The sequence below is a fragment of the Ruegeria sp. ABD4_443 genome (assembly GCF_056160865.1).
This window is the reverse complement of record NZ_JBSWYA010000007.1, coordinates 1-14,780: the sequence shown is the minus strand read 5'-3', so window position 1 is coordinate 14,780 and position 14,780 is coordinate 1. Positions and strand designations below refer to the sequence as shown.

General features: G+C 58.5%; 13 protein-coding genes. 3 read left to right on the top strand and 10 right to left on the bottom strand.

Annotated features, from left to right (window positions below; translation table 11 throughout):
• Positions 1-13: 13 nt before the first annotated feature.
• Both ACXAG8_RS13940 and ACXAG8_RS13935 read right to left on the bottom strand, forming a co-directional pair.
• Positions 14-2,398 (bottom strand): fatty acid cis/trans isomerase, encoded by a 2,385-nt coding sequence (locus ACXAG8_RS13940; RefSeq protein WP_475226800.1) that lies wholly within the window; start codon positions 2,396-2,398, stop codon positions 14-16.
• 181 nt (positions 2,399-2,579) lie between these two features.
• Positions 2,580-3,656 (bottom strand): PLP-dependent cysteine synthase family protein, encoded by a 1,077-nt coding sequence (locus ACXAG8_RS13935; protein WP_475226797.1) that lies wholly within the window; start codon positions 3,654-3,656, stop codon positions 2,580-2,582.
• A gap of 440 nt (positions 3,657-4,096) precedes the next feature.
• On the opposite strand from ACXAG8_RS13935, the gene ACXAG8_RS13930 reads away from it, so the two are divergent.
• Positions 4,097-4,525: a hypothetical protein gene (locus ACXAG8_RS13930; RefSeq protein WP_475226794.1), complete on the top strand. Its 429-nt coding sequence runs from the start codon at positions 4,097-4,099 to the stop codon at positions 4,523-4,525.
• Between the two features lie 100 nt (positions 4,526-4,625).
• Positions 4,626-5,096 (top strand): Dps family protein, encoded by a 471-nt coding sequence (locus tag ACXAG8_RS13925; RefSeq protein ID WP_475226790.1) that lies wholly within the window; start codon positions 4,626-4,628, stop codon positions 5,094-5,096.
• A gap of 1 nt (position 5,097) precedes the next feature.
• On the opposite strand, the gene ACXAG8_RS13920 is transcribed toward ACXAG8_RS13925, so the two are convergent.
• The 8 genes from ACXAG8_RS13920 to ACXAG8_RS13885 all read right to left on the bottom strand — a co-directional run bounded on the left by ACXAG8_RS13920 (position 5,098) and on the right by ACXAG8_RS13885 (position 12,060).
• On the bottom strand, positions 5,098-5,352 hold the full coding sequence (locus ACXAG8_RS13920; protein ID WP_475226785.1) for a DUF1289 domain-containing protein: 255 nt from the start codon (positions 5,350-5,352) through the stop codon (positions 5,098-5,100).
• A 63-nt stretch (positions 5,353-5,415) separates the two neighbouring features.
• The gene (locus tag ACXAG8_RS13915) at positions 5,416-5,694 is read right to left on the bottom strand and encodes a hypothetical protein (protein WP_475226779.1); all 279 of its coding nucleotides are present in this window, start codon (positions 5,692-5,694) and stop codon (positions 5,416-5,418) included.
• Between the two features lie 11 nt (positions 5,695-5,705).
• A complete protein-coding gene (locus tag ACXAG8_RS13910) occupies positions 5,706-6,731 on the bottom strand; it encodes a sterol desaturase family protein (RefSeq protein ID WP_475226772.1) in 1,026 nt (341 codons plus the stop codon).
• Between the two features lie 65 nt (positions 6,732-6,796).
• The gene (locus tag ACXAG8_RS13905; RefSeq protein ID WP_475226763.1) at positions 6,797-8,197 is read right to left on the bottom strand and encodes a DUF4856 domain-containing protein; all 1,401 of its coding nucleotides are present in this window, start codon (positions 8,195-8,197) and stop codon (positions 6,797-6,799) included.
• Between the two features lie 145 nt (positions 8,198-8,342).
• Positions 8,343-9,122: a heme ABC transporter ATP-binding protein gene (locus tag ACXAG8_RS13900; RefSeq protein WP_475226757.1), complete on the bottom strand. Its 780-nt coding sequence runs from the start codon at positions 9,120-9,122 to the stop codon at positions 8,343-8,345.
• Position 9,123: 1 nt separating this feature from the next.
• On the bottom strand, positions 9,124-10,185 hold the full coding sequence (locus ACXAG8_RS13895) for a FecCD family ABC transporter permease (RefSeq protein ID WP_475226750.1): 1,062 nt from the start codon (positions 10,183-10,185) through the stop codon (positions 9,124-9,126).
• Positions 10,178-11,017, bottom strand: coding sequence for a heme/hemin ABC transporter substrate-binding protein (locus ACXAG8_RS13890; RefSeq protein WP_475226744.1), 840 nt, complete (start codon positions 11,015-11,017; stop codon positions 10,178-10,180). The genes ACXAG8_RS13895 and ACXAG8_RS13890 overlap by 8 nt, the downstream gene beginning before the upstream one ends.
• The gene (locus tag ACXAG8_RS13885) at positions 11,014-12,060 is read right to left on the bottom strand and encodes a hemin-degrading factor (protein ID WP_475226738.1); all 1,047 of its coding nucleotides are present in this window, start codon (positions 12,058-12,060) and stop codon (positions 11,014-11,016) included. The genes ACXAG8_RS13890 and ACXAG8_RS13885 overlap by 4 nt, the downstream gene beginning before the upstream one ends.
• Before the next feature lie 320 nt (positions 12,061-12,380).
• Between ACXAG8_RS13885 and ACXAG8_RS13880 the strand changes: the two genes are divergently transcribed.
• On the top strand, positions 12,381-14,426 hold the full coding sequence (locus tag ACXAG8_RS13880; RefSeq protein ID WP_475226732.1) for a TonB-dependent receptor: 2,046 nt from the start codon (positions 12,381-12,383) through the stop codon (positions 14,424-14,426).
• The last annotated feature ends 354 nt before the right edge of the window (positions 14,427-14,780 follow it).

The following is a 14,780-nucleotide window of genomic DNA, read 5'->3' as shown; positions in this document are numbered from 1 at the left end:
CTGGCGCGTCACGTCATTCAGGCCGGTCGCCCGGCTTGGGATCCTTGTACCGGTTAAGGTCCAGAACACCGGCCTGAATCGGGTCTTGCTGCAAGAACGCTTCGCGAACGCGGTCGCTTGTCGCCCAGAAATCCGCACTGGTGCGTCGCACCCCGAATTCGGCCACCAACGCAACAAAGTCATCCTGCGACCCGACATCCGTTACCGCCTGCACAAAGGCGTGTACGCGTGCGTTCTGGACCACAAAGAAAAAGTTCGGGTAACTGCCGATCAGGCCCGGAACAATTGTCAGAACATCCGCCTCGGGTTCGCGACGCGCTGTTTCGTCGAACAGGAACGCGACATTGCTGTGCGCCTTGTCATGGACAAGGGTAAAGATGTCAGGGCCATCGTCCGTCTCGACCAACAAAAGCGAGAGATCGGGCAGGAACCTGACCCAATCGCCGCTTTTGTCGGCGATATCCCGCAAAGCGGTCACCGCAGACCCGACGCGATCCTGCGCACAGGCTGCGGCGGCACATCGGTTGATCGGATCGTCGGTTGCCCACAGCCCCTTGCCGCGTTGCAAAAGCGCCAGCAGGAATTCCTGTTTGGGGTTGGTCGTTTCAAACGCGATCCCCGCAGGAAACGTGTCGTCGACCCTCCGGCGATGCCAATAGGTATGCAACTCGGCCAGAACGCCCCGGTACCAGCCTTGATGCATCCGCCCACGAATATCCTGCGGCATGAAGGTCAAAAAGATATCCTCAGCCTCCATGCGCAACTCGTCCATATAGAGGCGCGTCGACAATTGATGCTCGACACGCCCGAAAACGTCATATCCCGCAACCAGATCATAATAGATCCGCTCGAACACCGGAAAGTCGATGACCCATGCGGTTTCAGGGACACCCCCGTGAAATCCGGTCATGGCCGAGGCGTTGTCGAAATGCCGGAAAACCGTGATCAGCGCATTGTCGTTGGTTCCGCCGCCATCCCAAATGGCATCATAGCCCAAGCCGGTGCGGTGCGCAGGGCTGTTGCGATACATCTCGTCGCGGAACGCCAGGTACCGCGCCTGGTTCTTGTGTGCAAACGTCTGAAGATCCCCGCTCAACCCGGCATCGCTGACCGAAACCGGAAGGTCCAGATAAACGGCCGCTTGGGCAAGAAAATCCGGATTCGTGACCGAAAGATCGGCGTCCGGGTCCAGAAAGCTGACCCAGAACCGATCTTCGATCACATCGACCGCCGTTTCCCCGTGACAGACCGGCCCCCGGATAAAGCTTCGAACAAAGAACAACGCGTCATCCAGCAAGAACTGATAGCGGCTTCTGGCGGGTATCGCCGCAAAGGTGCTGAACGGGTTGCCCCCTTCGGACGTTCCATATGGCGGAAGTTCGGAAACCGACCAGCCGGGTTCGAAAAACACCGCGTTGAACCGCGCCATACGGTCGGGTCCCAGCGGGTAGACCAAGTGCTCTTTGTGAACAATGGTTTCGTTAACGGGTTGCAGGCGATAATAGAACGGGGTCCCGCCAGGGTCATCAAATGGCCGCCGGGTGGCGATGATTTCGACCGGCTGGCGCGGCGGGGTCCTGGATCGGACCAGCCGGAAAAAGCGGCGCGGATCATCGCCGTCAAAATGAAACCGGGCCAGGAACAGATGTTCATATAGATACCGGCTGACCAGCTGGTGCCGCGACGATGATCTGTTCAGATAGGCCTCCCAGGCATCGACCTGTGCCGCCACGGTGGCTGGCAGCGCCGGGGCGGCTGGCAGCGCCGGGGCGGCTGGCACCGTGGCACCGGCCTTTTTCGCCCAGGACATCAGAACCTCGTATTCGCCATCGGTCAGCGGCGCGGTTGCATAAGGCATACCCGCCTTTGGGTTGCTTTTGCCAACCCCGCCGAACTCGGCCGGTGTCGGGCAGGCCAACGCATGGTCAGTTCCAAGCGCCAGGTTCCGCGGGACAGGCTGACCCTCTGGCAGGACAGTCCCGCGCCCCAATGTCAGATAGCTTTCAAGCAAACCGGGGGAGGCCTCAGATTGCGCCGGGTCGCGCAAGACGGAAAAGAAACCCAAGCCACGCCATTCCGGCACGGTCGTGGCGTCAACGCCCAACCTGGTCGGGGGCGCATCGTGCAACCGCTGGGTATGGTAAACCACCTGTTTGCTTGCCCCGCGCAGCACGCCGGCGGGCGACGTCAACTTTAATTGGCAAGGCGCGTCATAACAGCTGTGGCACACGACACAGCGACGATCCAAGATGTCTTTTGCATCCGCCCAGCCGCTTATCACTGCTTGTGTCGCCGGTGCCTGCGCATTTGCCGTCACCTCGTCCGAACGGGCCTTGGACGCCGCCAGACCAATTGCCAGAATGATGACGACAGCGTTCAAAAGACCCCGTCTGATCACACCGCGGGAAGTTTTCGAAGCCCGTGCGCCCGCGGGTTTCAAGGACCAATTGCTGCAACCGGATCCCAAGGAAATCCGGCCACAGACTATTGACCACCTGCTTGACACCATGTTCCGGGCCGCGTCTTGGCCGCAACTCAAGCGCTGGCAAACATGCATCGGTGATGCAATCAAAGCGGGCTCATTCGCCTGCCATTTGCGCGGTTGGCGTCGACATGGAAATCGCGCGTTCCTCGTCTGTCATATCCTCGGCAATGCCCTCGAACAGCGGGGTCGAAAGATAGCGCTCGCCTGTATCAGGTAGCATCACGAGCATAACCGATCCATCCGGGGCGCTTTCGGCAACTTGCATGGCGACCGCAAAGGTGGACCCCCCGGAAATCCCGGTGAATATCCCCTCTTCTGCTGCAAGACGTTTGGACCACGCGATCCCTTCTGCACCGGCAACAGGAAGCAATTCGTCATAATACGCATTGTCCAGAGTTTCCTGGAGCACATAAGGGATAAAGTCCGGCGTCCAGCCTTGAATGGGATGCGGTTCGAAGGTCGGGTGGCTTTCAGTGGGCTGATTGGCCTCATTGCGGGTATTCACGTAACCAGACCCAACAATCGCTGCGTTTGCGGGTTCGGTCAGGATGATCTTGGTGTCACGGCGATCCCGTTTCAGCACACGCGACACGCCCGAAACCGTGCCGCCCGTTCCATAACCGGTGACCCAGTAATCCAATCGCTCTCCTTCGAAATCGCTCAGTATTTCCCGCGCCGTGGTGGCTTCGTGGATGTCGGCATTGGCGCTTGTCTCGAACTGGCTTGCCAGAAACCAACCATTTGCTTCGGCCAGTTCCTTTGCCTTGGAGTACATCCCGAAACCTTTGAGAGCACGAGGGGTGAGTACCACCTTGGCCCCCAGGAAACGCATCAATCGGCGGCGCTCGACCGAGAAGCTGTCGGCCATTGTGACCACCAGAGGATAGCCCTTTGCCGCGCAGACCATAGCCAGACCAATCCCGGTATTGCCCGAGGTCGCCTCGACAACCGTTTGCCCGGGCTTCAGCCGCCCATCTCTTTCGGCAGCTTCGATGATGTTCAGTGCAAGACGATCCTTAACTGAGCCAGCGGGATTGAAGGCTTCAAACTTGACGTAAACCGTCACCCCGGCTGGCGCGATGTTATTGATACGAATGCACGGCGTGTCGCCGACCGTATCCAAGACGCTGTCGTACAGACGACCGCGCCCACTCGTGGTTCGAATCTCCATGTGCCCCTCCGATTTCTCAAATTCCCTCAAGTGTGACACAGACTGCCACAAGCGCGGTGCTATTGATACAACATCCACGCGCAGCGGGAAAAAACCGGGCATCCCGAACCTTGCACGAGGCACAATCATGCGGTGCTGCGTCCGCGACGAACATCACCGCGGCAAAGGCGGACACTCTGCTGCACTTGGGTAATCACAGGGCCCCAGCCTCAAAAGCGATAAAGGAAAGAGCAGATTAAATTCGCGTAAATCCGCGCCTGACCGCGCAAGGCCAGTGTCACGCAATCAGGCGCAAGGTCGTCAAAATCAAACCGAAAATCGCCGCGCGCCACTCGGTCGCAGCGACGCTTTCCTGACTTGCCTCACAATTACCTTACTACTATTGTCAACTTTAATCTGGGTGCCTATGTCGTTGCCCAAGAGCATTGATCGGGTCCCCTATGCAGGCAGTCAGAAAACTTCATTCCCAGCGCCCTGTCGCGCCCATTCTTCCGCAGGTTTCGGAACGGTCGATTTGGATCATCAACCATCTGCGGCTGGTGGCATTGCACTGTCGGTCGGCGGCGCGGGTGGATCTGGATCAGGCCTGCGCGCTGCTTCTGGCCGACCCGGCAGATGCGCAGATGCGACATGTCGAGACTTTGATGCGCGGCTTCAGACAAGCGGTCGACAAACGGCCCGTGTTTTTCCGCCCCGGCACGGTTGAGTTGTCCTTTGACGAGGCATGGCTGGGCCGTCTTTTCGAAGCGATCGAGCGCGAAGACGATGACAGTTTTCGCTTTCTTATTCAGTCGCGGGTGCCGCGCTATACCCAGCGGAATCTGACCTTTCTAATCCGTTCAATTTCCGAGGAATTTCATTGGGTTTAGAATTATTCTAAAAACCTCTTGGCAAGCGCGGTTGATCCGCTAAATATGGACCATGCCCCTGTTTTGACGCAGGCGAGAACTTGTTAACCAAGGTGAATCTATGACCCAAACAGCTATTGATCTGACAACCGATTCCCGCGCCGCAATCGCGGACGCCCTGAACCAATCCGTTGCCGAAACAGCAGTAACGACAATGCTGGCACAGAATTTTCATTGGAATGTGACCGGCATGGCCTTTGGGCCGCTGCATGACCTGTTCCAAAAAATCTATGAGGATCATTTTGTTGCGCAAGACGATCTGGCCGAACGCGTAAAGGCGCTGGACGCCCACGCCGAGGGAACGCTGGCGGGGATGCTGAAGCGTTCGAAGGTCAATGAGTTTGACGGCACCGCGTCGGACAAGGAAATGATCAAGATGATGCTGGATGCGCAAGAGACGCTGGCCTCGACGCTGGCAGGCGCTGGCGAACTGGCCGCCAGCCATGGCGATACACTTACCGAAGATCTGTGCATCAGCCGCGGCCAGACGCACGAGAAATTCGCCTGGTTCCTGCGCTCTCACCTGGGCTGAGTTAACCCGGCAGGGTGAATTTCACCTTGGCCTTCTTTTTCTTGAGCTTTTTGAGATAGGCCGGTGCCCAATGCGTGTACCGGCCCATCGCCGACTGCTGACCCATCAGCATGGTGACAAACGCCTCTTGGTGGTCCGGTCGCTTGATGGATTTGAACAGCTTCTTCTGGCTCTTGGTCATCGAACAGCCGATACAGTGCCCCTCGCGACGGAACTTGCACACATCAATACAGGGCGACGGGACTTTCTTGCTCATGTCTTCAAACTCGCTGGCGCGACCGGGGTCTGCGGCTGGTTTCCTATGCAGGCTATGGCCGAGTTAGCCGGGGTTGTCGAGATGACGAAGTTCGGGCTCTGAGGTATTTCGGTTCAGAAACGCCATGCCGGTGCTGGTGATGGCGACGGCTACGGGCAGCGCGGCCGTGCCGTTGGCTTCATAATCGACCAATCCCCGTTCTTTCAGCGCCGCCAATGTGTTGGAAAATACCAGATTGATCTCTTCCCCGAATGAGGCCGGAATACCTGTCGCAGCCGGGTAGAACGCCGCAAGGTGGGTCAGAATCTGCACCTGCTCATGATCGCTGAGTACGGCTGTCACGGTCTTATCCCTCACAAGCGTTGCTTCGAAAAACCAGCTTTGCCGTCCGCATCTGGCTGGCGAGGTGAATTCAGCACCATGCCGCGCAGCCGGTGCGCACGGCGTCGGAGGTAACGCCCCATATCTGCAAACGGCCGAAAATAGATATCGAGCAATCGCGACGGATGTGCCTGTGATGGGGGCAGGCCAAAGGTCAGATCCCGGTCGGCCTCGGACAGGTGCAGCGAGCCGAAAAGCCAGTCCCAGACGGCAAAGGCGACACCAAAGTTCTTGTCGTGATGCTCATGTGCGATCGAATGATGCACCTGATGTTGCGCCGGAGAGATCAGCAGATGCTCTAACCACGGCCAGTAACGGATCGAGATATGCGAGTGGCGCAGGTTCGATCCGGTGACATGGAACACAAAGGACAGGATGTTGACGCCGATCACCGTATAGAGATCGACCGCATTGCCGAAGAAAAACAGGAATGCTGCCATCGTCGTGCCCTGAGCCACGGCGGCTCGCAGACCATAAAGAATACCTTCGAGTGGATGAACGCGATAGACGGTGATCGGCGTCATTGTCTCGGCAGAATGGTGGACTTTGTGGATGGCCCAAAGCAGCGGCCAGCGATGCATCCAGCGATGCACCAGATATTTGGTGAAATCATCCACCATGAAGATCGACACCGTGAAAAGCGCCACGATCACACCCTGTGGCATGTCTGCAAGCAGGCCACGCTGCAGAAACTCGATATCGTGAAGCGCATAGTACAGCGCCGTCGCGATCACCAGTTGGGATACCAGCAGCGGCGAGATGAACATCGTGAACACGCGGTTGATCACGAAAATCTTGTAATCCGCTTTCGCGGAGGCCGAGAACAACACCTTGCGGTCAAAAACCTCGTGCAGTGCGGTCCGGATCGAAGACCGGCGGACCGCAACCACCCAAACCAGCGCAATCAGGACCGTCAAGAACAGGTACCCGACGAAGATGCGCTTCTTCGGGTTGGAAAAGTCGGCAAAGACTGCGTTTATTTGGTCCAGAAATTCCAAGTCTCAGCTTTCGAACAACCCGGCGACGCGATAGGGCACCGCCGGGTTCCAGGCACGAACCAAAATCAGTCGCTTTCGGCGGATTCGTTTGTTCCCAGCTTGTCAGCCAATGCCGCCAGATCTGCCGTCGCATCATTCGCGCGGCTTTCGATGCCGAACGTGTCGATCAGCAGCTTTTGAACCTTCAACATGTTGACCTGATAGTCATCCAACGTCATCTCACGACCCCGGACAAAGTTGCCATCCGCGTCGATATCCGAAACCATCAGACCATCGGGCATCGCCGGACCAAAGCCGATAAGCCAGTTCATGTCGATTGCGGTCGCACCCAGGTTGTTCTTGCCCGACTGCAGAGCCATCGAGAATCCCTTGAGCTCACCCCAGTGCTTTGCATAGTTGCGCAGCGCCTTGTCAGTGTCTTCGCCGGATTTGACCTTGTCGATATCCTTGTAGACCGAACCGGCATATTTAAACGTGGCTTCGGCCAGCGTCTTTTCCCAGTTGGTTTCAATGATGTCGGCATAGTTCTTCAGCTCGGCACGCTGCGCGTCGGTCAGCGCCTCGCCATTGGCCGACGCGATCAGCGCACGTCCGTCGCGGAAGGCGTTGAAGATGGTGGTCATGTACTGGGTGTTCTTGTTGCCACCTTTGTCAGCACCAGCGGCATAGTAGGCCGGACCAAAGACAAACTCGGTCTTCAGGTCGATCACACCGTCACCATTCGCATCCGCAGCAGCCAGATCCTTCTGCTTGGATACAGCGTAGTTCTGCTCGGGCGACAGGCTGGCCGAATGTGCCGCGGCACCAAAGTAACCGAACGCCTCGTCCCAGCTGTGCTCTTTGCCTGTGTAATGCGCGCCCTCGGAATAGGGCTTGTCATTGGGCTTGTTGTCGGCTTCCAGTTTCTCGTCGAGATAGTTGTCGACCGCCTGGTTATACGCCATCGCGCCCAGCGTGAATTTCGAGATCAGCTGACCCCAGTCCATACCGTTGACGGGATCATAACCCTGCTCAGATGCAGCAGCGAGTTTGATCATCTGCAATGCAACATCGACACCGGATTGGTTGCCCGGCCAAGCAGGCATGGCGCCGTTATAGAACTTACCCGATATATTCTTGCCCTTGGAAATTTCGTTCACAGTCGACTGCTTGACCGGAAAGCCGTCTTTCGAGACCGGGGCGATGATGGCAAGGTCTTCTTCGGACCCGTTGAAATAGGCCAGCATCAGCGCCTCGACATCCGCGGCGTTGTTGCCCCCGTCGCCTTTGCCTGCTGCCTTTTTCAGGCTGTCATGCAGAACGTGACGCGCGATCTGACCCGAGTAAGAAACGGAATCGGTTTTGTCGCCTTCATAGCCTTTGACGGTCACCGGGAATGGGCCATAGGCCTGCTCAGCAACCGCTGCGCCCCCCAAAAAGGACGCGACAACAAGTGCTGTGGTGAGTTTGAGCTTGGACTTCGGCATGGGGACTCCTCTGATATCCGATAGAAATAATCGGAAATTTTATTCCGATCCTTTTAGTCGGCTATTTGCATGCGGAGTCAAGGGGTCTTTGATCTTGAAACATGATTGCTAATGTCACTTTGAGACTTCACGTCTGTATGGGCGGTCAATTCGCGGCCATTGCGACCTGCGGCAGCAGGTAGACGCCGGTCTCGGGGGTACGATTGACCGCAATCCGGCAACCATAGGCACGGCTAAGCAGATCGTCCCGCAGGGTTTCTTGCGGCGCGCCCTGATGCAGCAGCCCGCCATCTGCCATCAGGATAACGTTGTCGGCGCACATTGAGGTCAAGTTCAGATCGTGCATCACCATCACCACGCCACCACCCTGGGCTGCAAACTGTCGGATGATCTGCATGACCTGCAACTGATGGCCGATATCGAGACTCGAGACAGGTTCATCCAAAAACAGCCAGCGCGGGCCTTGTGGTCCAACCGGCTCCCACACCTGCAAAAGGACGCGGGCCAGTTGCACGCGTTGCTGCTCACCGCCCGACAGTTCCTGGTAAAAGCGGCCTTCAAACCCGGTCAGCCCGACCCGTTCCAACGCTCGGGCCGCGACCCGGTCATCATTTGCCCGGCGCAGACGCCCCATGCGGACCACTTCCAAAACCGTAAAGGGAAAACTCATCGGTGTGGCCTGGGGTAATACGGCACGCAGATCAGCAAGCTCGGCCACGCTGGCCTGTGCCAGATCGCGTTTGTCCAACGTTACGGATCCTGAATAATCGATATCGCCAGTCAGCGCCGCCAGCAGCGTGGATTTGCCTGCGCCAGACGGTCCGACAATGGCAGTCACCTGCCCGGCCATGGCCCGCAATGACAGATCACGCAGGATCGAGCGACGCCCCAATCGGACCGAGAGGTGGTTGGCGGCCAGCATCATCTTATAGATCCACGATCCCGCGCTGGCGCAGCAAAATCCACAGGAAAAATGGCGCACCGATCACGGCGGTGACGATCCCGATAGGTAGCTCGGACGGCGCGATGATCACCCTGCCAATCAAATCGGCCAGCACCAGAAGCGCGGCACCCAGCAGCGCGGAATTGATCAGTAGGTAACGATGGTCCGGCCCGGACGCCAGCCGCAACAGATGCGGCACGACAATGCCGACAAAGCCGATGCCGCCGCTGACGGCCACTGCAGCTCCGGTTGCCGCGGCGACAATCAGCACGGCGCTGGCCTTGAGACGCTGGACCGGAATGCCGATATGCCCGGCTGCGGCCTCTCCCAGCGATAGCCCGTTCAGGCCAAGGGCCAGCAGCGGGGACATCAGCAACGGGACGACAATGATGGGTCCGGCGATGGTGATCTTGCCCCAACTGCTGCCAGCCAAAGAGCCCATCGACCAGAAGGTGAAATCGCGCAGCTGTGCATCGTCCGCCATGTAGACAAGAATGCCGGTCAGCGCCATCGCCAGCGCCGTCAATGCAATCCCGGCCAGCAGCATGGTCGCGACAGAGGTTCGTCCGCGCCGCGTTGCAACCCGGTAAAGCAGGATCGTCGTGATCCATGCGCCAACAAACGCTGCAACGGGAACCAGCCATGTGGCGAACGCAGCGGCGAATGACAGCGCACCACCCAGAACAATCGCACAGACCGCACCCAGACTGGCCCCGGCGCTGACCCCGACAATACCCGGATCGGCCAGCGGATTGCGAAACAGGCCCTGCAGCACTGCGCCGGACACCGCCAATGCCGCGCCCACCAGACATCCCATGACCACGCGCGGCGCGCGGATATCCAGCAGCACAACGCGGTCGCGCAGGCTCAACGCTTTGCCGTTCAGCAGGTCCGAAAGGGCTTGCCATAAGGACGTACCGGCCGCCCCGATGGCCAGCCCGGCAATCGCCGATGCGCCAAGCAGGATCAGCAGAACCCATGTCAGCCGCCGGGCCGTGACGCTGCGGTCACCATCCACGACGACGCCCGCAATCTGATCACCCATTGGCACCGCGCAACCCGGCGGCCAGATCAGTGATCGCCTGTCCCGTGCGCACCGAGAAACCCAGCAACAGCATTCCGTCCATGCGCAGAATGTCCCGGTTCTGCCCGGCGGGCGTGGCGGCGATAGCGGGATGCGACAGGACCTCTTGATCCGTCACAGAGACTGCGCGCCCGACCTCCATCATCAGGATGACATCGGGGGCTGCGGTGATGACCGCCTCGTCGCCAAGCAGTTTGTATCCCTCAAAGCCCCCGACCGCGTTGGTGGCCCCGGCCATTTCGATCATGCCCTGCGCCGCAGTGTTCGCGCCACCCGCCAGAACGCGCCCGCCCTGAAGCGACAGGATAAACAGTACGCGCCTGTTGGCCAGACCACTTTGCGACGTGGCGGCGTCGATGGCAGAAGCCACCTGGGCGGCCAGTTCCTCACCCTGCTCCGGCACTTCAAGCGCGGCTGCAACGGCGCGGATCTTGGCGACGACCGCATCGCGGTCATGACCCATCGGGATGTTGATCAGCGGAATCTGCGTTTCGGCCAGAACCTCAAGCGTTTCCGGCGGGCCTGCCCCCTGTTCGGCCAGAATCATATCGGGATTGACCGACAAAAGCCCCTCGGCGGACAAGCGACGCACATATCCCACGTTGGGCAATTCGTTGACGGCGGCCGGATGGTTCGACGTGCTGTCGCGTGCCACCAGACGGTGTTCCTGCCCCAGCGCATAGACGATTTCGGTAATCGAGCCACCAACCGAAACGATCCGTTGCGCTGGCTCCGCGCTCAATGATGCGCCAGCCAGCACCGCAAGGCCGAATATCACGAGCAGTCGTTTCATGCCGAAACCTCGGCTGGCAGGTCGTCGAGCGACCAAACCAGGTCATTCCATTTTGCCGCCGCTTCCGGCTCGGCCAGAACACCAAAGATTTGCAGGATCAGGGCCCCCTGCGCATCAAAGGCCTCGACTGAAATTGCATCGCCCCGGCGGGTGGCCTTGGTGGCCTGCCAGACCTCGGCAATGTGATCAGAGCGCAGATGCAGATTGAAACCGGGATCAAAAACATTCAGCCACGGTCCCATCTGCTTGATCTTTTTGGCCGGGCCGGTGTGAATCTCGATACACCCCTGATTGCCCACGAACACCATGATCGGCAGGCTGGATTCTGCTGCGCGGTGAAGGATCGTATCCACCGCCGACACCGCCAGAGGCCGCACATAAGGCGCACCGGCCATGCGATAGGCCCCCAGCCGGTTCAGTTTCAGCTTGCGCACCATCTGCAGGAACTGGTGCGTGTCGGTGATCTCGTCCCAACCGGCACGCAGGGTGTCCAACTTGGCGGGGTCGGTCTTTGCCGGTTCAACTGCGGCCCGGGGTTCGACAGATACAGTTTCGGACTGGTCGGGCAGCTTCAGGGTCTCGACCAAACGGTCCCATTCTTCGATCACCGAAGACTCCCGCAAGAAAATCTTGTGCACGGCATCTCCTGCGGCGTCGAATACCTGGATCGACAGGCGCTTGGTGCCATCCTCAGTCTTTTTGGCAACCGCGAAAGCGTGCACCCAGTGTTTCGGGAACATCCGAAGATCGATTTCATGATTGACGACAAGCGCGGCATGGGGGCCGCCACGATAGTCATCGTAGATACCAACCTTTTCAATCACGCAGCTTTCATTCCGGGTCAGGGCCATCACCTCGCCCAGGCGGGTCACCAGCGGCATCAAGTCGTCCATAACGGCTGTGATGCGCACCACATCCGCGCCGACATTGGCCGCGACCAACTGCGCCTCGGAAATACCCAGCTTGTCAGCCAGATCGCGCGGACGCATCTTTGGGTTATCCTGCTGGGCCGCACGGATTTCGGAAGGGGTCGGGTGTGCCATGGTCGTCTCCAACTCAGCTGTCAAAGCGCGCAACTTGCTGGGGCTGAAACCGGCCTGGCTATGCACAATCTAAATTTGCATGTACTCCGGGCCTACAGGCTTGGGCCTGTGGCATCAAGAGCACGCATTCATTTTCCGACAAAAATACTGTGGTATTTGAGAGTCAGGTCCAATAAGGACCGAAGGCATCGGCATGTTGTCATAACTCAGTGTATAACGGCCAACACCAAACCCAGCAGACAGCAAGGTAGCAAACAGTCAACGCTCAAATCGGGCGCGGTGCAGCGTTAGGTGCATCCAAAAATCTTCTGGGGGTTTCAATGAAATCAATGCTCAAGCGGTCTACCGCCTTAGTCGGCGCGCTCTGCGTCGCAACGCCCTTGCTGGCACAGGAGGCGGATGACGACGCTATCCATTTGGGTGATGTCATCGTCACCGGCACCGGCATTCCAACTGAGGTGTTCCAAAGCCCCGGCTCGGTCACTGTGGTTGATGCAGAACAGATCAGCGAAATCCCCCCGACCTCGGTTGCCAATCTGCTGTCGGATGTCCCGGGCATCCAGGTATCCGAGAACGACCTGAACCGTATCCGCATCCGGGGTGAGGATTCGCAACGTGTCGCTATCCTGCTGGATGGCCAGCGCCTGTCGGATCACAACCGCTATGGCACGCCATTGCTGATCTCACCGACCGAGATTGAACGGATCGAAATCGTGCGTGGCCCGTCTTCGGTCGTTTCGGGCAACCGCGCCATTGGCGGGGTGGTGAACATCATCACGAAACGCGGTGCCGACAAGCCGCTCGAAGTTTCGGGAACCGTGGGGTACATCGGCGCCAACAACGGATATCGCGCGGCGCTCAGCGCGGCGGGTACTTACGAAAATTTTGACTACCGGTTGTCTTATTCGGAATCCGATCTTGGGGATCGTGAAACCCCTGATGGTGATCTTGTGCCTTCAAGCAGTGATGACCGTGGCCTGCTTGGGTTTGTGGGATATGATTTCGGCCAGAGTTACGTGGGCTTCCGCGTGCAGGATTATGACGCCTCTACCGAAGTGTATACCGGCGACCCAAGCGCGCGCATCAACCTGCCCAAGCGCGACCTGCGCAAATACAGCGCGTTTTACGAGGGCGAAGATCTGACCCCGTGGATGTCGATGCTGAAATTCAGCGCCTATCAGCAAAAGGTGGATCGCGAGTTCGAAAGCTCGTTCGACATCGTGGCGCCGTCACCATTCGCGCCGAATAACGTCGTGGCGCTGTCGGATGACGATCAAACCACCAAAGGGTTTCTCGCAACAGCGAATTTCGAATTCGCGCCGGGGCATCGCTCGGTTCTGGGTTTTGAGTATGAGGACGACCGGCTTGAAACTGACAAGACCAGTATCACGTCTTTTGCCAGCCCATTTGTGCCGGCGCAGACAACGCTGAGATACGTGGACGCATCGATCAGGACCTACAGCGTCTATGGCCAGCACGAGGCAAGCCTTGGTGATTTCACGGCTACGGTGGGCGCGCGCTATTACAGCGTGGACAGCGACCTTGATGAATTTACGGTCGACGGCGTCAGCCAGCCGACCCAGGCCAACAGCGACGGCCGCTGGTTGGGCTCGGCAGGTCTGGTGTACAACCTGTCGGAACAGGCCATCCTGCGCGCCAATATCTCGCAGGGCTATACCTATCCGTCGCTGTCCGAGCTGTTCCTGACAACGACCGCCGGGGGTCAGACAGTCAATGGCAATCCGGACCTGAAGCCGGAAACAGCCACGAACTACGAGATCGGTGGGCGCTTTGACGGTGGAAACGTCGTTCTGGATGCGGCAATTTTCTATACCGAGGCCAAGGACTATATCACCACGGTTGCAGACCCTTCGAACCCGGGGCAGCTGATCTACGACAACGTCGACAACGCAGACAGTTGGGGCTTTGAAATTGCGGCCGAGTTTGATCCGGGTTGGGGCGGCGTGCGCCCCTATGTGATCCTCTCGAATGTCACGCGCGAGCTTACTTACGCAAACGGGTTCTCAACCAAAGACAGCGGAACACCCGAATGGACCGGAACGCTGGGTGTGCGGTCCGACTGGCAAACGGCCAATTACGGCGGCACATGGGATGTGTTCCTGCGCGGCGAAAGCTCCTCGCGCCTTGTGGATGAGACCGGCGATGTGGTGGATACTGGCACCTCGACCGGCCTCAACCCGACATCGGGCTGGACCACGCTCAACTTCCGCGGCAGCATGGACCTGACCGAGAATGCAAAGTTGAACCTGGAACTGAACAATATTCTGGACAAGTCCTATCGCGCCAATGACCAAATCCCGGCCGCCGGCCGTAACATCAGCCTGTTTGTAACCGCGACATTCTAAATAACCCACGCGAAACAACTGATACGCCCGGCAGTTTACTGGCGGGCGTATTTTGTTCAGGTTCAGCGAGTTCTTTACTGCAGCTTGGCTGTTGCCACCGCACCGGCCTGTGCAACGACGCACGGCCTGACACCTGACGAATGTCTGACCTCGGCGCTTGGGCCAAAGGGGGCAGCCCTCATCTCCTTGCGAAACTCTGGGGGGTCCGGCGGGCGTTCCGAGCCGATGTTTTTTGCCGGATGTTTTGGCGCAGTGGCCATAGTGTTATGAGCCTGCTGAGGTTTGATCGTTAAGCAAACAGTTCAGTGTACTGTTTGTAGATCGAACGGTTTTTTTGGGATTTGGTTGCGGGGA